This window comes from Paenarthrobacter sp. NPDC091669 (genome assembly GCF_044756725.1).
In the GTDB taxonomy this organism is placed as follows: Bacteria; Actinomycetota; Actinomycetes; order Actinomycetales; family Micrococcaceae; genus Arthrobacter; species Arthrobacter bambusae_C.
In genome coordinates this window covers 405361-430109 of record NZ_JBIVTK010000001.1, presented here as the reverse complement: position 1 = coordinate 430109, position 24749 = coordinate 405361, and the positions used below count along the sequence as shown (strand labels likewise).

The following is a 24749-nucleotide window of genomic DNA, read 5'->3' as shown; positions in this document are numbered from 1 at the left end:
TCGGATGGACTCGGAAGGCCACGCAAAGGGCTATTGGTACGGCAAAGACCCAGGTCAGAAGGCCATTGCCATTGATGTGCTGAATGCCCTGCGGGATTACCGCGCCTCCGAGCAAGCGATGCGCCGCAGGACGCGTTCGTCCATGGGAATGGGTGAGAAGGACCTGCTGGCCCTCCGCTATCTGTTCGAAGCCGAGGCCTCGGGCACGGTGATGAAGCCGAAGGACTTGGGCGACAAGCTCGGCATAACGTCGGCGTCCATGACCACACTGATTGACCGTTTGGTGGAGTCGGGCCATATTCGGCGCGAACCCCATCCGACCGACCGGCGTGCCCTGATCCTGAAGGCGACGCCGGGGTCGGACCAGGAAGTACGGCACACCCTGGGCGGAATGCACCGCCGGATGCTGGATGCGGCGTGCGCCTTGAACCCGGACGAGTCGCAGGTGGTGGTGAACTTCCTGCAGCATATGCGCGAAGCCTTGGACACGATCGACGAGGATCCTGGAGATCCAGAAGAGACCGACCACGCCGGGAACCCAACCCCGTCATGACGTGAGGCTCCAGTGCAGGATGAAGATGAGCGTCACCAGGAATCCTGACCCGTAGTTGAGCCAAATAAACCGCCGCCAGGCCACATTGGTGCGAGCCGCCGTCGTATCCGTCACGTTCCACCACGGCGCGCAGTTGGCGATGTACGGGAGGGCGATGATTGCCGCGAGCGGCCCGGGCCACGGCGTGGCGAGCATCGCGAGACCCGCAACAAGCCAGAGCACGACGGCGAGCCGCACCGTCCGGCGGGCACCGAACACTGTTGCTATGGAGCCGATGCCGGCCTGCCGGTCGGGCTCGATGTCCTGGACGGCGCCAAAGGCGTGCGCCGCCATGCCCCAGAGGAAGAAGGCCGCCAGCAGGATCACCAGGCCGGGGGTCACCTCCGCGCCGGCCAGCGCCAATCCGACGACGGCGGGACTGACGAAGTGCGTACTGGACGTCAGCGAGTCCAAGACTGGCCGTTCCTTGAAGCGAAGCCCAGCGACGGAGTAAGCCACCACCGCGAAGGCGCTCACGGTCAGGCTGATCCATGCGGCAGGTCCGCCCGCAAACGCCAGCACCAGCAGGAACGGCACATTGGTGATGGCCGCGAGCCACAGCATGGGGCGGTGCAGATGGGGCTGGAGGAGCGCACCCTCCATGCCGCCCTTGCGCGGGTTCTTCAGGTCGGATTCGTAGTCGAAGACGTCGTTGATCCCGTACATGGCCAGGTTGTAGGGGATGAGGAAGTAGAAGGTGCCCACCACCAGGACCCAGTCGATTTCACGGGTGGTGAGCAGCATTGCCGCCGCGAACGGGTAGGCGGTGTTGATCCAGCTGACGGGGCGGGACGCGAGGACGGCTTGCGGGACCAAGCCCTTGAGCCTCGATTCCGTCCGGCTTTCACTGGATTGCTTGCGGTTCCGCGTCAGCCACATCCATAGTCCGGGAAGCGCCACGACACCTGCCAGGGGGTACGCAAAGTCCTCAATCGGGGCGAGCCCAAGCTTGACGCCGAGGATGTGCGAAGCGTCGTAGTGGAAGAGTTCCATCCCGATCATGACGGAGTCGAACACCGCGGTCAGGACGGCCAACGCGGCAAAAGCGAGGCCCACAGCTTTCCAGTGCTTGCCTGTTTCTCCGGGCTGGGCGCCTTGCCGGGCGAAGATCACGCCGGCGATCACTGCTGCGGCGATGAACGCGAGGGCGAGCCACAAGTACGTCATGCGTTCTCCCGCTCCCGCTGCTTCGCACTGCGCGACGCCGTGCTCGAGCCAAGCAGCCGCCGGGCGCCCGTGTACAGGACCATGGTGCAGAGCACCAGGAAAAGCAGGAACACGGGTTCTTCGATGGGCAGCTCCGGGGCGATCAACAGGCCCGTGGCGATGGTGCCTTCACCTCGCAGGAAAATTCCCAGACCGATTCCGGCCAGGTCCCAGGCGAGAAGGAACAGGACCCCGACGGCGGTGACGATCGCCGCTGCTTTGGCGTCGCGCCAGAAGAACAACCGGAAACGGTGGTCAAGCAGGAGCATGCAGGTGATGCCCAGCAGCAACGACACCAAGTAGAGAACACCCATCAGCCAATCCTGCTAGCTACGGGCCTCACAGTGGTAGGGCCGGCACTGTGATCGCCGCGGATTCGTTTCAAGACCAGCTCGGCACTGATGAGGCACATGGGCACTCCCACTCCCGGGGCTGTGGTGGCGCCGGCGTAGTAGAGGCCCTGCACACGCTTCGAGGCATTTTGTGCCCTGAACATGGCACTTTGGCCCAGGGTGTGCGCCGGTCCCAGCATGCCGCCGCGCCAGGAGTTGTACTCATCAGCGAAGTCGGCGGGTCCAATGGTGTGCCTGACCACCACCCGGTCGCGGAGGTCCGGGATGTTGGCCCACTGGGCGATCTGGTCGATGGCGGCATCGGCGGTCCGCTCGATGAGGACATCGCCGCTGCCATCGGGTCCACCCCCTCCCAGCGAAGGATCGGCCGGGACAGGAACCAGGACAAAGAGGTTCTCGTGCCCTTGTGGCGCAACGCCGGTGTCGGTGGCGCTGGGTTTGCAGACGTAGATGGACGCGGGGTCCGGGATGCTGGTCTCCTCGCCAAAGATCGCGGCGAAGTTCGCCTCCCAATCCCGGGTAAAGAACAGGGAGTGGTGGGGAAGTTCCGGCAGGGAACCCTTCACGCCCAGCATCACCAGGACGGCACCGGGTCCGCTGGTGCGGCTCTGCCAGTACTTGCTGTTGTAGCTCCGGTCCCTGACGCCCAGCAGCTGGGTTTCGGTGTGGTGCAGATCGGCGCCGGAGACCACCAGGTCCGCAACGCTGTAGTGCTCCGTGCCCGAGTTGTCGCGCCACTTGACCCCGGTGACTTCACGGCCATCCTTCCCGGACAGGGCAGGCGGGAGCTTCACGCCATCGAAGCGGCCTACCTTCCTGGTCCGGGGTGCCTCGCGGGTGGTGATCTTCAAGGCTTCGGCACCGGTATGGATCCTGACGCCGGCATCCACCGCCAACGACTCCAGCCTCCTCACGAGCTCCCGGAATCCGCCGATCGGATACTGGACGCCGTCGCCCAGGTCCAGCGCACTCATCAAGTGGTACATGGCGGGAGCATCCGAAGGATTGGTGCCAAGGAACACCGCCGGGTAGCCCAGGACCTGCCGGAGCACGGGGTGCTGGAACCGTTGGGACACGTACTTATCCAGCGGTGTCAGGAGCAGTTGCGCGAGCTTGGGCAGGCTCCGCAGGACTTCCGGATGCAGCAGTCCTTGCAGCCTGGTGAACGGGTTGTAGAGGAAGAACCGTTCAGCCATTTCGGTGGTGTGACGCGCAGACGCGAGGTAGGAGGTGAGCTCCTTGGCGCTGCCGGGCTCCACGCTCTCGAAGGTTTCCAGAACCTGATCGCTGCCCAGCGGGACTGTCAGCGGGTCCGGCCGAACGCCGTCGTGGTTTGGCTCGCTGAAGATGCGGTACGCGGGACTGAGCGTCCGCAGGTCCAGCTGTTCCGCCGCGCTGGTGCCGAGCAGCTTGAAGAAGTGGTCGAAGACGCCGGGCATCAGGTACCAGGACGGGCCGGTATCCCAGCGGAAACCGTCCCGTTCCAGGCACCCGGCACGGCCGCCCACCTGGTCGCGCTGCTCCAGGAGCTGGACTTCGTGGCCTTCGTGGGCGAGGAGTGCGGCGGTGGCAAGCCCAGCGATGCCACCGCCGATCACTACAGTCCGCGTCATCGGTGCAGCTCCATCCAGGTTGAGGCGACGGCGCGGGCGGCGAGGCCGGCTTTCACGGCATCCGGCACCCGGACCCGGGAGCGATACAGCTCGTCCACCGTGGTCTGGTCAATCCTGTCCGTGAGGGCCTGGAACAGCGCCAACGCACTCCGGACAGCGGCCCTGGCATCGCGTGGCAGCATCGGAATGACGGCGTTGGCGTCGGCCAGCTGGGCCCGGACCGTCCTGACCCACTCCAGCCGGTCATGCTCCTCGAGGTGGTCCGAGGTGCCGAGGTAGTTGCGGCCCAACCGGGAGGTGTCGTCCGCCAGGTCGCGGAGGAAGTTGATGTTTTGGAAAGCAGCGCCCAACCTGCTGGCGCCATACTGCAAAGCTGCGGCGTCGCCGTCGTCGATGTTCTCATCCCGCATGAAGACGCGCAGGCACATCAGCCCCACCACCTCAGCGGAACCGTGCACGTAGCCATCATGGGCATCAGTGTCGAAACGGAGTGGTGCCGGCTGCTGCGCAGAAGAGCCGGCTGACGTGCGCTCGCCGAGGTCCGTTCGCATGGAGGCGAAGAAGGGATCGATGAGGGTCTCATCAATGCCCGCCGTCCTGGCAGTCTGGGCAAAGGCATGGATGATGAGATCGCTGCTGTAGCCGAGCTTGACCGCGCGGTGGGTTTCGTCGATGAAGTGCGCCAAGGCGTCGCACTGTTCCTGGTAGCTGAGGCCGGCTTCCGCAGTGACACCGTCCACGAGCTCGTCCGCCACCCGCACGAGGGCGTAGATGTTGCGGACGTGCTGGCGGTGCCGGGGCCCCAGCAACCTGCATGCCAGCCCGAAGGACGTGGAATAGGCGGCGATGACCTGGTTGGCGGCCCGCTCGGCCGTCCGGGTGAAATGGGTGAAAGAGGTATCGGTGGCGACGCTCATGATTGCCGTCCTTCCAGCTGCCCCGCAAGGTCGAGCAGTACGTTCCGTGCGTCCTGCGGGATGGTTCTTGTGAGCTGATGATTAAACGCTGCCATTTGTTCCTCGATGAGGCCCTGGACAAATGCTTCTGCCCCGCAATCGCTGAGGTGGCGGCGTACGTGCTCGCCTTCCTCGCCATTGAGTCCGGGCCTGCCGAAGAGGGGCGCGATGTGCGGCCACGTGCTGGTGGTCCGCGCATGGGCGATGATGGCCGTTTCCTTGCCTTCGCGCAGGTCCGAAAAAGGATCCTTGCCGTGGCGGCGCGGATCCCCGAACGTGGACAGGAGGTCGTCCTGGAGCTGGAAGGCCAGGCCAAGATGCCGGCCGGCTGTTGCCAGCGCAGTCTCGACGGCGAAGTCCGCACCGGCCAGCGCTGCGGCGGCACGCAACGGCAGCTCGAAGGTGTACGTGGCGGTTTTGTACCCACACATCACCAGGATGGTTTCCAGGTCCGGGGCAATGACGCCGTCGCCCAGGCCCACGTCCAGTTGCTCGCCGGCCACGGTCTCGTTGATGGTGTGCTCCAGGAGGTCCAGGAGGCGGAGCCGTAATGCGTGGGGGAGATCCGCACGGGCGAAGGCTTGGTGGGTTGCGGCGAGCAGCATGTCACCCATCAGGATTCCGCCGGTCTGGGCCCAGTGAAGGCCGCCATCCGGACGGGGGAGCTCGCCGGTTTCTGCGAGGAGGGAACCGATGAGGTTGGGGTGCCCGCGGCGGACGAGGTCGCCGTCGATCACGTCATCATGCAGGAGGAAGGCGTAGTGGAGGAGTTCGATGGCGGCTGCGATGCTGATGGCAGTTTCGCGTTGGCCGGGGCCTTTTTGTTCCGGCCGTGATGAGCCGCGTTGCAGGAGGGCGTCGTACGTTTCCATGAGCAGCAAAGGCCGGACAAACTTGCCCCCCAGCACGTTCTGGCCGGCCAGGTCCCACAGTCTGGCGAAGTTGGGGCCGTAGGCGGTTGCAGCGCTGGCCCTTTTGCCGATCAATCCGGTCAGCTCGTTTTCGATGGCGCCGCAGAGGTCTGTGCGGCTTCGGAGGGATCCGGAGGTGACGGTCATGAGGTGGCTCCCTCGTGTAAAGGCAACGCCCGCGCTTCCAGGAGTTGGGGGAACTGCAGGCCGAGCCACGGGCTGAAAGCGGACGGCGTGTGGGCCAGGGCATCCTCGAGCAGGGCCGGGGAAATCCAGGCCCAGTCAGCAACCTCGGCTGGATTCGGCTGCAGGGGGCCGCTGATCCGGGCCATGAACACCGGGCAGACCTCGTTTTCGACGATGCCCGTGGGGTCCACCGCCCTGTAGCGGAAGTCCGGGAGGACCAGTTCGATCCTCTTGGCGTCCACCCCAAGTTCAAACTGCGCACGCCGCATCACAGCGTCCTCGAACTGCTCGCCTGGTGCCGGGTGGCCGCAGAAACTGTTGGTCCATACTCCCGGCCAGGTCTTCTTTTCAGGGGAGCGGCGGGTCAGGAGGACCTCGCCGGCGTTATTGAGCAAGTAGCAGGAGAAGGCTAAGTGAAGGGGTGTGTCCAGTGTGTGCACTCCCGCTTTTGCGGCCTCCCCGATAGGTGTTCCGGCGTCGTCCAGGAGGACCACCATCTCTGTCGCGTTCATCCTGCGCCTACCTCCTACACCCGGTGCCTTAGAGAAACTTGAATATTGCTAGACAAGCTAGAAGAAAGGCTACCATGTAGGAAGTTGGGTGTAACATACTCAACATGTCCAGTCCTGAAGAGATTCCTGAAGAAGCCGGGACCCCGGTTTCCTCCGGTATTTATCACCTGGACGCCAACGATCCTCATGAGGACTTGGTGGACCGATCCGGTCTCTCCGAAGAGGATGTCCAGCAGATCAGTGACCTCATGGCGGCCCTTGGACGGCTGCGCGAGGCAGAACAGCGGCTCTCCGACGCCTCCCTGAGGTACATGAAGCTCAACCAATCAGACATGCGTGCACTGCACTACTTGATTGTCTGCGCCAACCATGACGTGATTGCCACCCCCGGAGCAATAGCCTCCCGCCTCAGCATCTCGACGGCGTCAACCACCAAGCTGCTCGACCGGTTGGAACGAGCGGGCCATGTCACGCGACGCGCCCACCCCTCCGACCGGCGGGCACTCGCCATAGCCATTACCCCTGAAACGCACGAGGCAGCGATGCGGACGGTGGGACGCCAGCAAGCCAAGCGGTTCCTGGCGGCAGCCCGGCTCACTCCGGCTGAACGGGAGACCGTGATGCGCTTCCTGGACGACATGGCGCAGGAAATCGAGGTTTCCGAAGAGGCGTGGGCAGGTTCTGCGGGCTCCCCTGTGGCGGACCAGCACTAGTACAGGAAGATCGGCAGCCAATCCCGGTTGTGGGCGTGGACCAGCGCCAGGAACAACACGAAGTCGAAGAGCAGGTGGACCGACACCACGTAGGTGAACGACTTGGTCAGCTTGAAGGTGTACCCCTGCAGCACTGCGAACGGGAACGTTAGTAAGGGACCCCAGGACTGATACCCGATTTCCCACAGGAATGAAGAGAAAACCACGGCTTGCAGGAGGTTGGCCAGCCAGTCCGGGAAGTGTTGCCGCAGCAGCGTGAACGTGGTGCAGATGAAGAACAGTTCGTCCCAGATGCCTACGGCGTTAACGCCCAGGAAGAGTCGCCAGAAGATGTCGGGATCGGAGGCGTCGGGCCAGTTCTGGTAGACGCCGGTGCTGATCAGGTAGACGGGCAGGATGAAATAGCCCAACGCAACGACGCCTATCAAGTACAGCTTCGCTGCCAGGGGCCATTTCCTGCCGGTGTTGATGGGGAACTTGATGATGTCTTCCCGATACGCGAAGCGGGACACCAGCCACGGCACCAGCACTGCCAGCGCGAGCGCCCCACCCATCAGGGCCATGTGCTCCGTGCTGAGGTCCGCGTTGAGAGGCACCAGGCTGAAGATGGTCATGCCTGCCGCGATCAATGCGAGGTGCCGCATCAGCCGGCGGTCAATGAAAGCGGCGGTGACAACACTGGCCAGCAGCAAGCCGTAGCCCAGCAGTTCGTTTCCCATGGCGAAGAGGGGAATGCCGGACAGCGAAAGCAGCGCCGCCGGTAAGAGTTTCCAGCTGAGCGCGGTGCGGGGTGCTTCCGTTGAAAGGGATGTCACCCCCTAAGCATCTCAGGCCGGCTGCCGCGCGACACGGTTTTGCGCGCCTGGAAAAGCGCACCGGCACAACGGCGAAGTGTTCTTCTGTATTATTCGTGACAGGGCCCACAGATGGGCCGGTCGGGTAGTTGTCTGGCTTTGCCAGCGGGGGATACACATAAAGGAATAGCTGATGGCTCAAGAAGAGGGCTCTCTTTCACAGGATGGCGCCAACGCGTCACCGCCTGCTGAAACGTCACCGCCTGTTGTCACGTCACCGCCTGCCATGGCGACCATGCGCGAGCAGGTGAACGACATCATCGAATCCATCCTTGCCGATACCGAACCGCGCAGCGAGGCCGCCAGAATCAGGCTCGGGGCGTTGTTGGAAGCCCACCCCGAAGACCCTCAGCGCGCCTTGTTGGAGCACCTGCTGGAAACCCGCAAAGAGGCCTCACCGGCAGCCACCGTGCCGGTTCACCTCGAATCCGCCAGCGTGCACCTCGAATCCGTTGACGCAGCGCGGACCGTGTCGGTTCCCGTCAGCCACGAAGTCCGGGAAGGAATCCAGGCGGTTCTGGCGGACAAGCTCCTGCTGACGGCCTTCCAGCCCGTCCATGCACTGCCCACCGGCGAGGTAGTGGGAGTTGAAGCACTCACCCGGTTCGTCGGTGAAGACGGCGCCGGCGCCGATGTCTGGTTCAGCGAGGCCGCTGCAGCAGGGCTGGGAACCGAGTTGGAGATCGCTGCCCTCCACTGCGCTCTCACCGCAGCGCACGACGTTCCGGACACCATGTCGGTGGCCCTCAACCTCACCCCGGCAACCTCCAGCGACCCCAGGGTCCGGAACCTGCTGGCCGCGGCGGCACTTGCACCGGACCGGATCATTGTTGAACTCACCGGCAGCCTGGCCGACGTCGGAGGCCAAACCGGCCGCGACGGACTCGGACCGCTGCGCGCCTTGGGTTTGCGCCTGGCCATCAGCGCCTCCGGAGCAGCGTTGGTCGCCTTGGAGCGGGTGGAGCAACTGCGCCCGGACATCATCAAACTGGACCGCCACCTGATTGAAGGCATCGAAAGAAGCGAAGGCCAAAGGATCCGGGCCAAGGCGATCGTTGAGCTCGCCAGGGAGATCGGGTCGGAAGTCATTGCTGTAGGCATCGAGACTGCCGAAGAGCTCAAGGAAGTCACGGCGCTCAACATCACCGCAGCCCAGGGATACCTCCTGGGTCGCCCCTCGGTTCACCCGTTGGACTGGTCGGCGTGGAGCATTCGCGCACAAACGGAAGCCCAGCCTGCCGGCTGACAACTGGCTCCGTGACTTAGTCAGCGATATGCCGCGGATCGTTGCCCACGAAGGTTCCGGGCAGCATTCCGGCGCCGAAGACAGGGCCCGGTTCCGGCCGCTTGGGGTGCCTGCCGTCGTCGTCGTTCCGCTGGGTCAGCCGACGCACCACCCAAGGGAAGAGATGATGGCGGGCCCACACAATGTCGCCTGCCCGGGCCTCCCGCCAGTTGCGCTCGGTCAGGGGTTTGGGCGTCAACGGCTCAAGGGAATGTGGAACGTTGAGGGTGTTGAGGACCATGATGGCGATGGTGTGCTGGCCCAACGGCGAAAAATGGAGCCGGTCAGGATCCCACATCCGGGGATCGGTGAGTTGGCGCAGCCCCCAGAGGTCGGCCACCAAGGCGTCATGGCGGGCCGCCACAGCCCGGACGTTCTCGTTGTAGATGGCCACCTTGCCGCGGGCGAGCCCCAGTACCGGGGTAGCGCCCCAGTCCGGCCCGGTGAACAGCAGGATGGTAGCGCCGGTGGAGGCCAGCGTTTCCACGCCGGCGTCCAGTTCGAGGGCCAATTTATCGGGATCGCTCCGGTGGAAGAGGAGGTCGTTGCCGCCGGCGTTGAGCGTGATCAGATCTGGTTTGAGGTCCAGTGCCGGGCCCACTTGCTCCTCCAGGATTTCATGGAGCAACCGCCCACTAATGGCCAGATTAGCGTACGCGAAATCCTCGTGCCCGGTGCTCAACTCTTCCGCAACCCGGTCTGCCCAGCCCCGTAATCCGCCGGGGCTCCGCGGCTCGGGATCGCCTAAACCTTCGGTGAAGGAGTCCCCCAAAGCCACATAACGGCTCCACGGGTGCAGGCCAGCCCCGAGGCTGCCCGAACCACCCTGCCCCCAACCGTTGGCACTTTGGGCGTTCATCTCCCCATAGTGCGCTGGATCATCGGGTTTTTGTACAGCCAACGCCCATTGAGGTGGGGTTTTAGCGGCATTACCTGTACAAAATCCCTGCCGGGCGGCTTTGAGGCCTGCTTTCGGTGTCACGTCCATCGCCTACGATGACAGCACCGGCGAAGGAGAAAATATGGGCGCCATGGATGAGCTGATCAATTCCAGTGTGGTCACCGAACTGCGTTCCATACTTATGGACGCGGGGCACGGCGTTGAACTGCGGGCATTGGAGCGCTCACATGGTGCCCTCGACGGGCAACGCCTCCGGCAGCGGGTGGATGTAGTGAGGGATGCCCTCCTTCAGGACTTACCGGCGGGATCCTCCGATGTTCAGAGGATCATGCTCGGTGCTCTCGACGACCCTCGGTTTACGGGGTGGATGGTCTGGCCGGCCACCGAAGTCGTGGCCGCCAGGGCGCTTCAATCGGGGTCGCTGACCGACTTTGACGCTGCGCTCACGGTCCTGTCCCGCCTGACTGGGAGGCTCACGGCAGAGTTCGCCATCCGTGACCTCATAGCTGCCCGTCCGGAACGAGCCATCGCCACCATGCAAACCTGGACCAATCACCACGACGAAAACGTCCGCCGTCTCGCCACCGAGGGCTCCCGCGCCTTTTTGCCGTGGGCCAAGAGAGTACCTTGGCTGGTGGCCCATCCAGCGGCAACACAAGGGATACTCGATGCCACCTATCAAGACCCTGCCGAATATGTTCGACGTTCCGCAGCGAACCATCTGAACGACCTGAGCCGGATCGATCCGCTGCTGGTGCTGACCACTGCGCGCCGTTGGAACGGAAAACCTGATGACAGCACTCCAAAGGTCATCCGTCATGCACTCAGGACGCTGGTAAAGAAGGGTAATCCGGAAGCGCTCGCCCTTCTGGGTTACGCGGGCGGTCGGCTCGAGGTCAAGGAGCCTCAACTCCTCCTCACGGCAGTCGCATGGGACGGAACAGTGGAATTTTCGGCCGAGGTAGTCAATGAAGGCCTTCAGCCCGCCACTGTGGCCATTGACTATTCCATCGGCTTCCAGCGGGCAAACGGCACGGTAAGCGCCAAAACCTTCAAGCTCACTTCCCGTCTGATTCCGCCCGGTGAGACCATCACTGTCACCAAAAAACACTCATTCCGCCCCATCACAACCCGCTCCTATTACCCGGGGCAGCACTACGTAGTGGTCCAGGCAAACGGAGTCGCGTCGGCTCCTGCGCACTTCGTCCTGGACAAGCAGGAGCTCAGCTGAACCGGGTGCCCGGCACCGTGCTTCAGGTCCCCATCAGCCGCTGCATCTGCTCCCCGGCGTCACTCCCCGGCGCAGGCGTGTAGACCACGATGTGGAGGTCCGGCCTGTCCGAAGGCGAGACCTGGTGGTGTTCCAGATGCAGCACGCCAACGGCCGGGTGATGGAACTGTCGCTCACGGGATTCGAAGCCCAGGATGTCGTACCGGTCCCAGCTTTCCTGGAACTCCGGGCTGGCTTCCTTGAGCCGGCCTACCTGGTACTCCACATCGGGGTCGCCTAGGCGCTGCCCGGTTTCGGCCCTGAATTCCGCCAGGAAGCGCTTGCTGGTCACATCCCAGTCCGGGAGCAGGTCACGAATATAGGGGTCGGTGAAGACGAGCCACAGCAGGTTCCTGTCGACGGCGTCGAACGTGCCGATGTTGGGATACAGCGCCTCGTAGGCGCGGTTCCAGCCAGCGATGCCCCAATCGGGTGACAGCGCGTAGGAAGGGTTGGGATCCAGTGCGTCCAGCAGACGCTGCACGTGGGCGGGAGCGTCCGCTGCAACCGGACCGGCCGGTGGCGCAGAGGAGTAGCCGCCCAAGGACAGCACGTAGCCCAGCCCGGTGTCGGACAAGTGCAACGTGCGGGCCACCGCTTCCAGTACCTGGCGCGAGGGGCTGATGTCCCGCCCCTGCTCCAGCCAGGTGTACCAAGTGACGCTGACTCCGGAGAGGAAGGCGATCTCTTCCCGGCGCAGGCCGCGCTCGCGGGAACGTCCCACAGGCGGCAAGCCATAGTCGGACCGCAGGGCTTGGTTGCGGCGGGTCCTAAGGAAGAGTCCCAGTTCCTTGCGTCTCTCGTCTTTCACGAACCCAACACTATTACTCTGGTACTTTCACTACTAGTAGCAGCACCGTCTTCCACCCGCTGTAGAACAACAGCAGGATGGTACTTATGCCTGCACTTCGCTCCAGAACAGTTACCCACGGCCGCAACATGGCCGGCGCCCGCGCACTGCTGCGCGCTTCCGGCGTCGCCAACACCGACATCGGCAAGCCGATCATCGCCGTGGCCAACTCTTTCACCGAATTCGTCCCCGGCCACACCCACCTGGCCCCCGTGGGCAGGATCGTCTCCGAGGCGATCCTCGCCGCGGGCGCTGTGCCGCGGGAATTCAACACCATCGCCGTGGATGACGGCATCGCCATGGGCCACTCCGGCATGCTGTACTCCCTGCCGTCCCGCGACCTGATCGCAGACTCCGTGGAGTACATGGTCAACGCCCACTGCGCCGATGCCCTGGTCTGCATCTCCAACTGCGACAAGATCACCCCAGGCATGCTGATGGCAGCCCTGCGCCTGAACATCCCCGTTGTGTTCGTCTCCGGCGGCCCCATGGAAGCCGGCCGCGTGACCCTGACCGACGGTTCCGTGCGCTCCCTGGACCTGGTAAACGCGATTTCCGACGCCGTGGACGAATCCATCTCCGATGAGGACATCAACCTCATCGAAGAGAACGCCTGCCCCACGTGTGGCTCCTGCTCCGGCATGTTCACCGCCAACTCCATGAACTGCCTTGCTGAGGCGATCGGCCTGGCCCTCCCAGGCAACGGCTCCGTGCTGGCGACCCACACCGCCCGCAAGGCGCTGTACGAAAAAGCCGGCGCCACCGTCGTCGAGCTCGTCAAGCGCTATTACGACGACGACGACCACTCCGTGCTGCCGCGCTCCATCGCCACTGCCGAGGCCTTCGATAACGCCATGGCATTGGATATCTCCATGGGCGGTTCCACCAACACCATCCTGCACCTGCTGGCCGCAGCCCAAGAGGCGGGCGTGGAGTACGGCCTGGCCGAAATGGACGCCAAGTCCCGCCAAGTGCCGTGCTTGGCCAAGGTGGCCCCGAACGTCGCTGGGGACAAAACGTATTACATGGAGGACGTGCACCGGGCCGGCGGCATTCCCGCCCTGTTGGGTGAGCTGAACCGCGGTGGCCTCCTGCACAAGAACGTCCACTCCGTGCACTCCAACGATTTGGATGGCTGGCTGGAGGACTGGGACATCCGCGGCGGCAAGGCCACCGAGGAAGCGCAGGCCTTGTGGCACGCGGCCCCTGGTGGCGTCCGGTCCTCCACCGCGTTCTCGCAGTCGAACCAGTGGACCACCCTGGACACTGACGCTGAGGGCGGCTGCATCCGTTCCGTGGAGCACGCTTTCTCCAAGGACGGCGGCCTGGCCGTGCTGCGCGGTAACGTCGCAGTGGACGGGGCCGTGGTCAAGACTGCAGGCGTGGACGAGTCCATCTGGATCTTCGAAGGCCCCGCCGTTGTGTGCGAGTCGCAGGACGAAGCGGTGGAGAAGATCTTGAACAAGACCATCAAGGAAGGCGACGTGGTGGTTATCCGCTATGAAGGCCCCCGAGGTGGCCCGGGTATGCAGGAGATGCTCTACCCGACCTCGTTCCTCAAGGGCCGCGGGCTGGGCAAGAAGTGCGCCCTCATCACGGACGGCCGCTTCTCCGGCGGAACCTCTGGCCTGTCGATCGGGCACATTTCCCCGGAGGCTGCCTCCGGCGGAGCCATCGCGCTGGTGGAGGACGGCGACATCATCAGCATTGACATCACGCAGCGCTCCCTCCGATTGGAGGTCTCGGACGAGATCCTTGCTGAACGCCGCGAAAAGCTCGAAGTCAACGGTGGCTACAAGCCGAAGGACCGCGAACGCCACGTGTCTCCCGCGTTGCGCGCTTACGCTGCCATGGCGTTGTCCGCGGACAAGGGCGCCGTCCGCGACGTCTCCCTGGTGGAGAACCTCTAAGGGTTTCGTTTTCAACAAAAAGCCGCCTGCCGCCGTCGTACTTCACTGAAGTACGACGGCGGTGCGGGGCCACCACAAACGTCGACCTGCCCGGATGGGCAGGTCGACGTTTTTGCTGTTGAGGGCTGAACTAGTTGATGGCTGCCTTCAGTTCCTTGGCGGCCAGTTCGGGATCCGCGGCGCTGTAGATGGCGCTTCCGGCAACGGCGACGTCGGCGCCTGCCAGCTGGACCGCTGCGATGGTTCCAGCGTTCACGCCGCCGGCTACTGAGAACGGGACGCGTGCTTCCTCGCCGGCGTTGAGCAGGGTGCGCAGGTTGTATCCGGGCTGTGCCTGCTCATCCAGGCCTGCGTGGAACTCGACGAACTTGGCGCCCAACGCGCGGGCTTCCTTGGCGCGGGATACCTTGTCTGCCACACCAATCAGGTCCACCACGATGCCCTTGTTGTGGGCCTTTGCAGCCTTGACCGCGCCGGCAATGGTGGAGTCGTCGGCCGTGCCCAGAACGGAAACCAGGTCCGCTCCAGCGTTGAACGCGATGTCGGCTTCAAGCTCGCCGGCATCCATGGTCTTCATGTCGGCGAAGACGATCTTGGTGGGGTGGGCTTCCTTGATGGCGGTGACGGCGGAGAGTCCGGCTGCCTTGATCAGCGGCGTGCCGAGTTCGATGATGTCCACGTGCTCGGCCACTTTGCCGGCCAGTTCAAGGGCGTCCTCGACGGTGAGGAGATCCAGTGCTACCTGAAGTTTCATGGGGTTTTTCTTTCTTTCGGAGGGGTTTGCTTTGGAGCGGGTGGTGCGGGTGGTGCGGGTTTTGGGGTGGGCTACTCGAGGTTGGCGTGGCGCAGCCAGAGTTGTTCGGCAGGCTCGTCGGTGTTCTCCCACAGGGTTTGGAATACTGCCTCGGTGGCGAGAAAAAGGGATTGCTCGAACAGGCTGCCGGAGTACTGGCGGGAAAGGCTGGAGCCATGATCGGTTTTCTGCGCGGCGGGGATGATCACCAATGCATCGGCCAGACCGGCCAAGGGCGATTCCGGGTTGGTGGTCACGGCAGCGACGTCCGCGCCGGCGGCGATGGCTGTTTCGGCTGCCTTGACCACGCCGGCGGTGGTCCCTGAGCCGGAGGCCACCACTAGGAGGTCTCCGGAGGTGATGGCAGGTGTGGTGGTGTCGCCGGCGACGTGGACCGTCAGGCCCAGATGCATGAGGCGCATGGCTGCCATGCGGAGAACCAGCCCGCTGCGTCCGGCGCCGGCGAGGAAGACCCGTTCCGCCCTGTGGATTCGTCCGGCGAGGACTGCCAACTGACCGACGTCGATCGCGTTGGTGGTGCTCACTATCTCGCCCTGGATCAGGGACAGGTTGAGGACGGCCTGGGCTGGTGTTTGGCTCAGGGCGGCCTTTTCTGCGACAGCGTCCACACTCTCTCCTTCAGTTGCCGTGAATGTCTTCCGTTCCAGCTTGGTGCAGTTGATGGGTGGGGGCAACGCTGTTTTATGACGGCTTTTCCTACCCCTTTGGGTAGTGCCTGCACGTCACTGGCACGTATGCTGGGCCGATGCAGAACTGGGACCTCCTTCACTCCGTCAGCGACCTCGCTGCCGCGCCGCTGAACCGCATCGCAGAAAGCCTTCGTCAGGCCACGCTCCCGTTCCTTGCAAGCAACGCCCTGGTCATCTTCACCGAGGACTGCACTGGCCGGCCCCAGAAAAAGGCGGGCGATGAAGGCGTCGTCAGCCGTGTTTCCATCGCAGAATTGGACCGGCTAAGGTCGGCGATGCCGGGGGAGGAGCCGTGGCGCACCTCTGCGGTCATCGCCGGTGAAGAGCGGGAAGTGCTCGCCTTGGGCTACGCGCCCAGCCAAGCGCTGTTGGTCCTGACTGATCCGTCCGTGACTGCCCCGTCCGTGACTGCCGGGCTGGAAGGATCGGAAGCGGAAGAGGAGGCTCTCCGTCTTCTCACCTACCTTTGGCGATTAACCGCCCGACGCATCCAGGAGAAAGTAACCGACGCGCCGCCGTCGTACCTTTTGGAATCGCGGGCCGCATCCGCTGAGCGGATCCGTGTGACGGCCGAGTTGGTAGACCAGCACTCCACCACGCTCGAAACCCTGCTCGCGGCTCTGCGGTCGACATCGATGGACGACGCCGCGGCGCGCGCCTCCGTGACCGACCTCGCCGTCAAAGCCCTGGTGGATCTGCGCACCCTCAGCGACCGCACCAGCGACCTGGTGGAAGAACCGGTAGCGACGGCTTTCGAGCGGCTGCGTGAGGACCTCCGGCCCCTGATGCACTTCAGCAATATCGACATACAGTTCATCGAGCCGCCGGCCAACGGGCGCGCACTCCCCGGCGAAGTGGCCCATGCTGCGCGTGCCGTTGTCCGCGGGCTGGTCCTGGCCATCGCGGAGCAGCCGGACGTCCGGAGGGTCCGCGCGCAGTGGGATTGCGATGGCGAGAACCTGTTGATCAACGTGCGCGACGACGGTCTGGGCGCACTCTCGCCGGATTCGCCCAGCATCGCCCGGCTGCAACAGCGGGTGCAGGCCGTTGACGGGCGGATGTCCCTTGAAGTGATGCAAGGCTGGGGCGCGGACATTTCGGTGGTGCTGCCGCTGGATCCACCGCCGGCCCCCGGCGGCGATGTAGCCGTCTGGGATCTGGCGCCCCGCGAGCTGGAGGTCCTGCAACTGCTCACCGCCGGGCAGCGGAACCGGAGCATCGCCGGCGCCCTCCACATCAGTGAAAACACGGTTAAGTTCCACATCCGGAATCTTTTCCGAAAACTCGACGTGCGTTCCAGGGCTGAGGCAATTGCCTTGGCGCACTCGGCGGGGCTGCGCTAGTGCAATTTAGTTTGTAAGCGATGGCCAAATGGAATGCAATGTGGGCTATGTTGTTTCGTAGGCGGCCAAATCGTCAAGTACAAAGGCTGCTTAGTACGTTTGCAATTGTTCCGTATCGATGAAAGGAAATGCCTTGGCTGTTTCTGTTGAATTGGGCAAAGCACTCGATAAAGCCTATGAAAACTCCACCCTGGACGAAATCCTCGCCGCTCCGCCATCGGCGCTGGCCGGCCTGACCGACAAACACAGCGAGCTGCTCGCCGAACTGGGAATCAAAACAGTCCGTGATCTCGGCAGCAACAAGTTCTTCTCCGCCGCCGGCGTGCTGGTGGCATTGTCTGGAAAGACAGGATAGTCAGCGTAAAAGCCGGATCGGAAACTGTTCTACGCAAGCGAACGACGGCGGGAGGTCCCCGACGTCGTTCGCTTGCGTTTTTCCCACATTTCAACGCAGTATTTCCAAGCAGGCCGGCAGTGACATAACAAGCAGTGACATAACAATGAGTACCCCCCATCTCAGACCAGTGCTGTGGCGTTGGCAGGTGAGCCAGTGGCTCCGATGATGTTGAGGGGCTTGATGCTGACCAGGGCGTCCCAGTTCCCGGCGGCTCGCATGTGCCGGCTCAGGGGACCCAGCTTCCAGAGTTCACCGAGCGGCATACCGAGTTTGGCGAGCAGCTGCTGGTGCATCATGCCGTGATCGTTGGGTGCCGTGTGCTTGAAGGGACTGTCGGGAACGGCCGGAAGGCACTCCACGGCAAAGTTGTCGGCCGCCACGAGGGCAAGCTGGTTGTCCCACGCCCACGCCACGAATTCTTCGGATTGGGCGATGCCCGTAGCTCGGCGGCTTTCCCGCAACTCCTGCTTGTGGCGGTGGGACAAGCTCAGGAACCATTCGCACCAGCCGGTGTGGAGCATGAGGATGTCGCCTGGCCGGAGGGTGACGGACTGGGCTGCCAATGCTGACTCGATCAGATCCAGGGCGAGCGGTTCCCCGTGGGCATGGTGGATCGGCGCGCCCTGGGCTGAGCGATAGCCCTCAAGGTCCACCAGCACGCCGCGGCCCACGATGGGTGCCTCGGACCATTCCTGTATCCCCAGCTCCGGGGTACCTTCCCGCACCAGATCATCCGGGGTGCCGTTGTAGAAACCGACGTCGTCCGCCCTCCGGTGCCTGAGCCCGTCGATCTGCGTAGAGCCCTGAAGGTAGTAACCGTCCAGGTAGTCGTCCCGGTGGGCCGCATGCGATGAGTAGATCGTGTGGCGTGGGGCGCTGCGCTTCAGCGACATTCCGGGGTCGAAAGCGTCCGCGGCGTAGTCCAGGCCAAAGGCCGTCCCGGTCCGGATACAGTCCCGCGCCTGTAAAACCGCTTGCGGGCTGATGAACGACGGCGTTCCGCGGCTTTCCCCGGAAAACAGCCCCCAGGAAGTGCCGGCGAGATTCCCGTCCCGTTGGAGCAGTTCGGCAAAGGTTGGGTACTTTCCGTCAAAAGTGTTCGTCACCGGCTCCGGGCCTCCTCGTGTTGACCTTGCTTTTGATGGCGTTTATAGCTGAGAAGGAAACCGGCGATCGCGCAGATGGAGGCGGCGATGCACATTGGATCCTTCAACGAATCGTTGAGGAACGTCAGCCACTCGCCCTTCCCCACCATGATGGCGATGGCTTGTCCGGCCACGAACACCACCCCACCCAGAAGCAGGGCAGCGAGAGTGAGGACGAAGATGGTTTGGATGAGTTTCACGGGAGCTTCCTTAGATGGGCAGGATGCCGAGAATGATCAGGACCCCAATGCCCAGCAGCGGAAGGGCGTAGTGGGTCAGCAACCGGCCGAACGTCGTGATGGGGTTGACGTCGGCGATCCCGCAGGCAACATACAGCGGCGCACCGCCGGGCGGAACAGCAGCTTCACACGATGAAAAGACCAGGACGGCGACGGCAGCAGTCGTGGCCGGGACACCGGCCGCTACAAGCGTGGCAACGCCAACGGTCCCGACGGCGGCCATGGTCGCTGTCGCGGACAGAGGCGCTGCCACGGCGATCACGATCAATCCAATAAGGATCGCGAGCAGCCATAACGGCAGGTTCATCTGATTGAGCAACGTGGTCATTTGCTGCGGCAAGCCTGTAGCTGCGAGGGCGTTGGCGCTGGCAAAGGCGAACACCACGGTGATTCCGACAACACCGAACCTGGGGGCGGAACTCTCTAGGAGCTTCCACCAATCCCGCCCTCCACGCGGCAGGCGCTTCCAGCCGAGCAACGCCCCGGTGACGATGAGGACCACGGGTATCCAGACAATGACGCTGACCGACTTGGTGACATCGCCGCCAGTCCAGTCGGACAACGCCGTGGCGATGGTGCCGGAGGTGATGATCAACGGAATCGCCACCACGACGAAGAGCAGCAAGGTGGCCCATCCCCGGCCGAAAGCCGTTTTCACGGTGAGTCTGTGTGCGGCATCCAGCGGTGCCATCCCACTTTTGCGGATCAGCAGCCACGTGACGATCAGCCGATGCAGGAAGCACCACAGCCCACCAAACAACAATGGCAGCACAAGATCGTTGCTGTTCAGCAACGGTCCCACGGTGGCGGAACCCACCAGGACGAACATGGAGGCGCTGAAGGGAAACGTGATGCCCATCCCGGCATTGCCGGCCACCAAGGTGGCGGCCGAGGGCTTGTCCAGCTTGGACTTTTCCATCCAGGGAATGGTCACGGAGCCGACCGTAGCTGCGATGGCTGCCTGGTTGTGGACCACTCCTCCCAGCCCGGCGGAGGCCACGGTGGACACCCACGCGGGCCCACCTTTGACCCCGCCGATCAGGGAATTCAGCAGGTCGATGAGCCGATCCAGCACGCCGGACTTGTCCAGCAGGTATCCCATGAAAACGAAAGCCATGGTGGCGTACACAATCTCATCGGTCACCGCCGAGTAGAGCGCTGTCCAACCGATCTCTACGGCAGCGGCTCCGGTGAACGGGAGCACCACCAGGAAGCCGATGATCATGGCTTCGCCGACGCTGCGTTTGATGAGGGTTGTCCACAGCAGGATGACGGCCAAGTAGGCGCCGAGGGCCCAAATGCCGATCATGATGCTGCTCCCGAAAGAAGGTGTGCCGGGGTTTGGTTCACCGGTGGTCCTGTCCTGATTCTTCCCGATGTCCGCTTCAGCGCAAGGGTGCGGCGGCTTCCGCCGGTTCGGATGCCATGCGGGTGAGGGCGGCGGCCGAGGCTGTGGTCATCTCTGCAGGAACCTGCAGGTCCGATGACAGGTAGTCGGCGGTGTCCTGCATTTCCTTGGAGCGGCGCTGGGCGTGTTTCGCCGTGCCAGTGAGGAAGCGGTCAATCACCGCCTGCCCATCACCGGCCAACTGCCGGGCGATCTGGCCGCGGATCCACTCTTCAAGACCGGCAGCCCGTCCAGCCGTCACGGCTTCAACCACCACGGAGGCCAGGCCTTTCATCAGGACGCTGCGGAGCAGCTTGTGGGACATGGCGGCGCCTGGGTCGCCGTCGGCGATTTCGACGTCGGCACCCAATGGCCGGAGCAGGTCCGCCACTGCGGCGGAGCCGGGACCGCTGACCATCAGCGGTGTCTTCGCGCCCTGGGTGGGGACGGGGCCAAGGATCGCTACGTCGGCGAAGAGGGCTTCGCTGGGCACCTGCCCGAGTTCCCGCATGACATGGGGAGACGACGACGTAAAGTCTGCGTAGCAGCTTCCTGTGGGTAACACAGGCAGGCATTCCTGTGCCACGGCCCGGGCTGCTGCAGCGCCTGTGAGAACAAGGACGATGTCTGCGTGGCCGCAGGCCTCCCCTGCGGTGGACGCCCTGGTGACGCCGGTGGGGGTGTTTGGGGCGACGGGGTCGAAGCCGGTGACTTGGTGCCCTGCGGCAACCAGGGCTGCCGCGTAAGTGGCTCCGGCTTCTCCGAGGCCGATGACGGTGCAAGCTGTCATTTTCTTCGTCTTTCCTACTTGGTCCGGTCCGCGATGATGGCGGCCCTGCGGTTGGTCTCGTCGGCGAACACGGCCTCGGCCGCCTCGGCGACGTTCGCTGCCTGATCGCGGGGGATGACGACGACGCCGTCGGAGTCGCCGATGATGATGTCACCTGGCATGACAGGGACTCCGCCGAAGGAGATGGGCGTGCCCAGACGGGATGGGCCGTTCTTGTAAGGACCAGCGGGGGTGGTGGCTCGTGCAAAGACCGGCATTCCAATCTCACCGAGGGTTTCCGCGTCCCGTGCAGCCCCGTCCAGCGCGAACCCGGCTATGCCAAGGTTGATGGCACGTTCCCCGATGAGTTCTCCCAGCAGGGCCCGGGACTCGTCTCCGCCACCGGCGACGACGATGACGTCGCCCGGGCGGGCAAGCTGCAATGCGCGGTGGATGCCTTGGTTGTCTCCCGGGCGGGTCCAGACCGTGAAGGCGGGGCCTGCGATGCGGGCGCCGGGCCAAATGGCCTGGATGGCCGAGTCGGCAACACCCAGGCGGTCCATGGCATCGCCGATGTTCGCTGCCGGGAGCTTGGCGAGGCGTTCCAGGACGTCCCGCGCGGGGCGGGGGAAACCGGCGTCGATGTCTTCAAGGACTGGAGTTGTCATGATGGGGTCTTCCGTGTGTGGTGGCGGGGGTCGGAGAGCGGCTTGGTTCAGTCGGTTTTTTGAACCAGCGGGAGAACCTTCTTGAAGTCCTCTTCCTGGCTCGCCCAGAATTCCTGGTAGTCCTTGCCGGACAGGTAGCTGGTCTGGAGTCCGAGGTCTTCCATCTTCTTGACCACGGTGGGATCCTCGATCGCTTTTTGGAAGGCAGCCTCCAGCTTGGCGGCTACGGCGTCCGGCAGGCCGGCCGGGGCGGAGTAGCCTCGGACGGTACCGGCCTCGATGTCATAACCGGATTCCTTGAAGGTAGGAACGTCCGGGAGGGAGGGAGCACGCTCTGCCGTCATGACGCCGAGCACCCGTGCCTTGCCCTGCTTGGAAAGGTCAGTGACATCGCTGACGTTGGCCACCAGGATGTCCACGTGCTTGCCGAGGAATGCGGTGGTTGCCTGCGCGGCGCCTTCTGAGAAGTGCACGGGAGCGAATTCGGCGTCCGTGGTTTCCTGCAACTGTGCCAAGGCGAAGTGTTCGCCTGTCTGCAGGCCAGTGGTGCTGGCTGTCATGGACTTCGGGTCAGCCTTGGCGGCGTCCAGGAGCTCCTTCAGGGTTTTGTAGGGGCTGTCCGGCTGCACGGCGATCACTGTGGGATCGATGACCTGGCGGCCCAGGGGCTGGAAACTTTCGCGGGTGTATTTCGCACCGCGTGCCGGATCCAGGGGCGAGACGACCACGGATGGGGAGCCTGTGGCGCCGATGGTGTAGCCGTCGGCTTTGGCGCTGGTCAGCTGGGTGTAACCGATCTGCCCGCCCGCTCCGGGCTTGTTGATGACTTCAACGTTGGTGCCGAGTTCTTTCTCAAGAATTGGCTGCACCAGGCGGGCGGCGGTGTCTACGGCCCCGCCGGAGGAGAAGGAGACGATCAGCTCGATCGACTTTCCCTTCTTGGGGAAATCGCCCCCGGCGTTGTTGGCGGCGCCGGCGTTGGCGCCGCAGCCGGTGAGTCCGATGAGGGCGGCGGCAGCGAAGGCGGCCGCGATGCGTGTGCGGGTCATGGTTCTTCTCCTTTGAAGGGGGTGTTGCGGTAGGTATTTACGTTTCGGGGTCTTCGTTGAGGGCTTTGGGCTTGCGGAGTTTGAGAAGTGGGCTTAGGACGATGAGGACGCCTACACCGATCAGGACCATCGAGATGGGGCGGTTGAGGAAGATGCCGAAGTCTCCTTGCGAAATCTCCAAGGACTCGCGAAGTGACCGCTCCATCAGCGGTCCCAGTACCAGTGTCAGGACCATCGGAGCCAGCGGGATATCGAGGTGCCGCAGTGCCAGACCCAGGAGGCCGAAGCCGATCATCACGAACACATCGAAGACATTGAAGTTGATGGTGTAGGCACCGATGACCATGAAGAGCAGGATCAAGGCCGTGAGGATGGAGGCCGGAACCCGAAGGATTGAGGTCCACAGACCCACCAACGGAACATTCAGCAGAAGCAGCAGCAAGTTGCCGATGAACAGGCTTGCGATGATTGCCCATGCAATTTCCGAGTGCTCCGTGAACAGGGTTGGTCCTGGGGTCAGGCCCTGCTGAAGGAAGGCGCCCATCAGTACGGCGATGGTTGGCGAGGCTGGGATGCCCAAGGTGAACAAGGGGATCAGGGCAGCGTTGGCGTGGGCGTTATTGGCGGTCTCCGGGCCTGCGACACCTTCGATCGCTCCCTTGCCCAGCTCGTTGCGGTGCTTGGAGAACTTCTTTTCGGCGCCGTAGGCCAAGAGTGAGGACACTGATCCGGTCATGCCGGGGATGAGGCCAAGACCGAACCCAATGCCTGTTCCGCGTGCCATGGACGGTGCGCTTCGGCGCCATTCCTTTCCGGTGGGGAGCAGGGAGCGCAGGCCTGGTGCATGCACGGCAGCAGCTTTGGAGTCTTTCCGGTAGGACAGGATTTCGGAGAGGCCAAACACGCCCACGATCACGGCTACAAAGCTCACGCCGTCCAGCAGGTTGTCGGACCCGAAGGTGAAACGGGGTGCGCCGGCTACGGGATCAATGCCCACCATGGAGATCAGCAAGCCAAGGGCGCCGGAGATGAGGGCCTTGACCATGGACTTGCCCGCCAAAGCCACCAGCAGCGAGATGCCAACCACCATGAGAGCGAAGAATTCCGGGGGACCGACGAGCAACCCCAGCTCACCGAGGGGCTTGGCAGCGGCCACCAGGCCAAGAGTTGCGATGGTGCCGCCAACAAATGACCCGACGGCGGCGATCGTGAGGGCCGCACCTGCCTTGCCGATCTTGGTCATGGCGTAGCCGTCGATGGTGGTGATGGCCCAGGCCGCCTCGCCGGGGGTGTTCAGCAGGACACTGGTGATGGTTCCGCCGTAAGCCGTGCCGTAGAAGATGGCGCACAACATGATGATGGCACCGGTGGCATCGAGATTCATGGTGAGGGGGATGAGCAGGGCGACGCCGGCCACGGGGCCAATGCCGGGAAGCACGCCGATGATGGTGCCGAGCAGGCAGCCCAGGAAAGCGAAAATCAGGTTCTGCCAGGTCAACGCAGAAGCGAAGCCGTTGGCCAGTTCGTTGAGGGTATCCACGGTTAGAGTCCGATCGAGTTCAGGACGGTAATTCCGGCGGTAGGCAGGGCCACGTTGAGGCCATAGTTGAAGGCGTAGAAGGCGCCGACGCTTCCGGCCAAGGCGATGATCAGCGATGACACCCAGCCGCGGCGGCCGCGGATTTTCAGGTGGTACATCAGGAAGAGGAACATGCTCAGCTGGAAGCCAAGCAGGTCCATGACCGCGGCCAGGAGTGCAAGGCTGACGACGACGGCGATCACCAGGCCGCGGTCGACGCCGCTGGCGGTTTCGCTTGGTTGGCGCAATTCCTGGACGAGCCAAATGGCGGACATGGCAACCAACAGCCCGCCCATCGCGAAGGGGAACATCCCGGGACCCGGGCCGAGGGACGTCCACAGGCCCAATTCCAGGGAGCTGACCAGTACGTAGACGCCGACGACGACGAACGCACCGATCCCTGCCAGCACGGTGGGTGCAACGCGGGTGCGCTGCGGCTCGGTCATAACTGACTCCGTTGTCATGGTCTTCCTTCTTACGTTCCGTGGTATTTCATTTCATAGAATGAAAGAATATTGCGCCTGAAGAAATAGTGACAGGAGCCACATGTGATGTCAA

At 63.7% G+C, this 24749-nt stretch carries 26 protein-coding genes; 7 read left to right on the top strand and 19 right to left on the bottom strand.

Annotation, left to right across the window (positions count from 1 at the left end):
- Positions 1 to 4: 4 nt before the first annotated feature.
- The gene (locus tag ACIQLI_RS02060) at positions 5 to 553 is read left to right on the top strand and encodes a MarR family winged helix-turn-helix transcriptional regulator (RefSeq protein WP_400384515.1); all 549 of its coding nucleotides are present in this window, start codon (positions 5 to 7) and stop codon (positions 551 to 553) included.
- Here ACIQLI_RS02060 and ACIQLI_RS02055 read toward each other — a convergent pair.
- From ACIQLI_RS02055 to idi, 6 genes are read right to left on the bottom strand one after another with little or no spacing between them, the layout of a single operon-like run.
- Complete coding sequence (locus tag ACIQLI_RS02055; protein WP_400384513.1) at positions 548 to 1759, bottom strand: prenyltransferase; 1212 nt, start codon at positions 1757 to 1759, stop codon at positions 548 to 550. The genes ACIQLI_RS02060 and ACIQLI_RS02055 overlap by 6 nt on opposite strands.
- Positions 1756 to 2112: a lycopene cyclase domain-containing protein gene (locus ACIQLI_RS02050; RefSeq protein ID WP_400384511.1), complete on the bottom strand. Its 357-nt coding sequence runs from the start codon at positions 2110 to 2112 to the stop codon at positions 1756 to 1758. The genes ACIQLI_RS02055 and ACIQLI_RS02050 overlap by 4 nt, the downstream gene beginning before the upstream one ends.
- Positions 2112 to 3764: a phytoene desaturase family protein gene (gene crtI, locus ACIQLI_RS02045; protein WP_400384509.1), complete on the bottom strand. Its 1653-nt coding sequence runs from the start codon at positions 3762 to 3764 to the stop codon at positions 2112 to 2114. Before crtI ends, ACIQLI_RS02050 begins: the two co-directional genes overlap by 1 nt.
- On the bottom strand, positions 3761 to 4681 hold the full coding sequence (locus tag ACIQLI_RS02040) for a phytoene/squalene synthase family protein (protein ID WP_400384507.1): 921 nt from the start codon (positions 4679 to 4681) through the stop codon (positions 3761 to 3763). Before ACIQLI_RS02040 ends, crtI begins: the two co-directional genes overlap by 4 nt.
- Positions 4678 to 5778 (bottom strand): polyprenyl synthetase family protein, encoded by a 1101-nt coding sequence (locus ACIQLI_RS02035; protein ID WP_400384505.1) that lies wholly within the window; start codon positions 5776 to 5778, stop codon positions 4678 to 4680. The genes ACIQLI_RS02040 and ACIQLI_RS02035 overlap by 4 nt, the downstream gene beginning before the upstream one ends.
- Positions 5775 to 6329 (bottom strand): isopentenyl-diphosphate Delta-isomerase, encoded by a 555-nt coding sequence (gene idi / locus ACIQLI_RS02030; RefSeq protein ID WP_400384503.1) that lies wholly within the window; start codon positions 6327 to 6329, stop codon positions 5775 to 5777. The genes ACIQLI_RS02035 and idi overlap by 4 nt, the downstream gene beginning before the upstream one ends.
- Before the next feature lie 104 nt (positions 6330 to 6433).
- On the opposite strand from idi, the gene ACIQLI_RS02025 reads away from it, so the two are divergent.
- The gene (locus tag ACIQLI_RS02025; RefSeq protein ID WP_400384501.1) at positions 6434 to 7042 is read left to right on the top strand and encodes a MarR family winged helix-turn-helix transcriptional regulator; all 609 of its coding nucleotides are present in this window, start codon (positions 6434 to 6436) and stop codon (positions 7040 to 7042) included.
- On the opposite strand, the gene ACIQLI_RS02020 is transcribed toward ACIQLI_RS02025, so the two are convergent.
- On the bottom strand, positions 7039 to 7857 hold the full coding sequence (locus ACIQLI_RS02020) for a CPBP family intramembrane glutamic endopeptidase (protein ID WP_400384499.1): 819 nt from the start codon (positions 7855 to 7857) through the stop codon (positions 7039 to 7041). The genes ACIQLI_RS02025 and ACIQLI_RS02020 overlap by 4 nt on opposite strands.
- Before the next feature lie 172 nt (positions 7858 to 8029).
- Between ACIQLI_RS02020 and ACIQLI_RS02015 the strand changes: the two genes are divergently transcribed.
- Positions 8030 to 9142: an EAL domain-containing protein gene (locus tag ACIQLI_RS02015; protein WP_400384497.1), complete on the top strand. Its 1113-nt coding sequence runs from the start codon at positions 8030 to 8032 to the stop codon at positions 9140 to 9142.
- Positions 9143 to 9158: 16 nt separating this feature from the next.
- On the opposite strand, the gene ACIQLI_RS02010 is transcribed toward ACIQLI_RS02015, so the two are convergent.
- Positions 9159 to 10040 carry a GDSL-type esterase/lipase family protein gene (locus tag ACIQLI_RS02010; protein WP_400384495.1) on the bottom strand — a complete coding sequence of 294 codons (882 nt, stop codon included), beginning with the start codon at positions 10038 to 10040 and terminating at the stop codon, positions 9159 to 9161.
- A 163-nt stretch (positions 10041 to 10203) separates the two neighbouring features.
- Between ACIQLI_RS02010 and ACIQLI_RS02005 the strand changes: the two genes are divergently transcribed.
- Positions 10204 to 11313: a hypothetical protein gene (locus tag ACIQLI_RS02005; protein WP_400384492.1), complete on the top strand. Its 1110-nt coding sequence runs from the start codon at positions 10204 to 10206 to the stop codon at positions 11311 to 11313.
- Between the two features lie 22 nt (positions 11314 to 11335).
- Here ACIQLI_RS02005 and ACIQLI_RS02000 read toward each other — a convergent pair whose 3' ends face one another.
- Positions 11336 to 12163, bottom strand: coding sequence for a helix-turn-helix transcriptional regulator (locus ACIQLI_RS02000; protein WP_400384489.1), 828 nt, complete (start codon positions 12161 to 12163; stop codon positions 11336 to 11338).
- An 86-nt stretch (positions 12164 to 12249) separates the two neighbouring features.
- Between ACIQLI_RS02000 and ilvD the strand changes: the two genes are divergently transcribed.
- Positions 12250 to 14112 carry a dihydroxy-acid dehydratase gene (gene ilvD / locus ACIQLI_RS01995; RefSeq protein WP_400384486.1) on the top strand — a complete coding sequence of 621 codons (1863 nt, stop codon included), beginning with the start codon at positions 12250 to 12252 and terminating at the stop codon, positions 14110 to 14112.
- A 130-nt stretch (positions 14113 to 14242) separates the two neighbouring features.
- On the opposite strand, the gene hxlA is transcribed toward ilvD, so the two are convergent.
- Together hxlA and hxlB are read right to left on the bottom strand one after the other, a co-directional pair.
- The gene (hxlA, locus tag ACIQLI_RS01990) at positions 14243 to 14866 is read right to left on the bottom strand and encodes a 3-hexulose-6-phosphate synthase (RefSeq protein WP_354514343.1); all 624 of its coding nucleotides are present in this window, start codon (positions 14864 to 14866) and stop codon (positions 14243 to 14245) included.
- A gap of 71 nt (positions 14867 to 14937) precedes the next feature.
- Positions 14938 to 15534: a 6-phospho-3-hexuloisomerase gene (gene hxlB / locus ACIQLI_RS01985; RefSeq protein ID WP_400384482.1), complete on the bottom strand. Its 597-nt coding sequence runs from the start codon at positions 15532 to 15534 to the stop codon at positions 14938 to 14940.
- Positions 15535 to 15671: 137 nt separating this feature from the next.
- Between hxlB and ACIQLI_RS01980 the strand changes: the two genes are divergently transcribed.
- Both ACIQLI_RS01980 and ACIQLI_RS01975 read left to right on the top strand, forming a co-directional pair.
- Positions 15672 to 16958 (top strand): LuxR C-terminal-related transcriptional regulator, encoded by a 1287-nt coding sequence (locus ACIQLI_RS01980; RefSeq protein WP_354232019.1) that lies wholly within the window; start codon positions 15672 to 15674, stop codon positions 16956 to 16958.
- A gap of 133 nt (positions 16959 to 17091) precedes the next feature.
- Positions 17092 to 17313 carry a hypothetical protein gene (locus ACIQLI_RS01975; protein WP_400384479.1) on the top strand — a complete coding sequence of 74 codons (222 nt, stop codon included), beginning with the start codon at positions 17092 to 17094 and terminating at the stop codon, positions 17311 to 17313.
- A gap of 161 nt (positions 17314 to 17474) precedes the next feature.
- Here the strand turns inward: ACIQLI_RS01975 and ACIQLI_RS01970 are convergent, their stop codons facing one another.
- The 8 genes from ACIQLI_RS01970 to ACIQLI_RS01935 all read right to left on the bottom strand — a co-directional run bounded on the left by ACIQLI_RS01970 (position 17475) and on the right by ACIQLI_RS01935 (position 24655).
- Complete coding sequence (locus ACIQLI_RS01970) at positions 17475 to 18461, bottom strand: cyclase family protein (protein WP_400384476.1); 987 nt, start codon at positions 18459 to 18461, stop codon at positions 17475 to 17477.
- The gene (locus ACIQLI_RS01965; protein ID WP_400384473.1) at positions 18458 to 18700 is read right to left on the bottom strand and encodes a hypothetical protein; all 243 of its coding nucleotides are present in this window, start codon (positions 18698 to 18700) and stop codon (positions 18458 to 18460) included. The genes ACIQLI_RS01970 and ACIQLI_RS01965 overlap by 4 nt, the downstream gene beginning before the upstream one ends.
- 10 nt (positions 18701 to 18710) lie before the next feature.
- On the bottom strand, positions 18711 to 20048 hold the full coding sequence (locus tag ACIQLI_RS01960; protein WP_400384470.1) for a TRAP transporter large permease subunit: 1338 nt from the start codon (positions 20046 to 20048) through the stop codon (positions 18711 to 18713).
- Between the two features lie 76 nt (positions 20049 to 20124).
- Entirely contained in the window at positions 20125 to 20916 is a 792-nt protein-coding gene (locus ACIQLI_RS01955) for a DUF1932 domain-containing protein (RefSeq protein WP_400384467.1), read from the bottom strand.
- A 14-nt stretch (positions 20917 to 20930) separates the two neighbouring features.
- A complete protein-coding gene (locus tag ACIQLI_RS01950) occupies positions 20931 to 21563 on the bottom strand; it encodes a methyltransferase (protein ID WP_400384464.1) in 633 nt (210 codons plus the stop codon).
- A 47-nt stretch (positions 21564 to 21610) separates the two neighbouring features.
- Positions 21611 to 22612: a tripartite tricarboxylate transporter substrate binding protein gene (locus ACIQLI_RS01945; RefSeq protein ID WP_400384461.1), complete on the bottom strand. Its 1002-nt coding sequence runs from the start codon at positions 22610 to 22612 to the stop codon at positions 21611 to 21613.
- Positions 22613 to 22649: 37 nt separating this feature from the next.
- A complete protein-coding gene (locus ACIQLI_RS01940) occupies positions 22650 to 24152 on the bottom strand; it encodes a tripartite tricarboxylate transporter permease (protein WP_400384459.1) in 1503 nt (500 codons plus the stop codon).
- Between the two features lie 2 nt (positions 24153 to 24154).
- Positions 24155 to 24655 carry a tripartite tricarboxylate transporter TctB family protein gene (locus ACIQLI_RS01935; RefSeq protein ID WP_400384456.1) on the bottom strand — a complete coding sequence of 167 codons (501 nt, stop codon included), beginning with the start codon at positions 24653 to 24655 and terminating at the stop codon, positions 24155 to 24157.
- Positions 24656 to 24749: the final 94 nt, after the last annotated feature.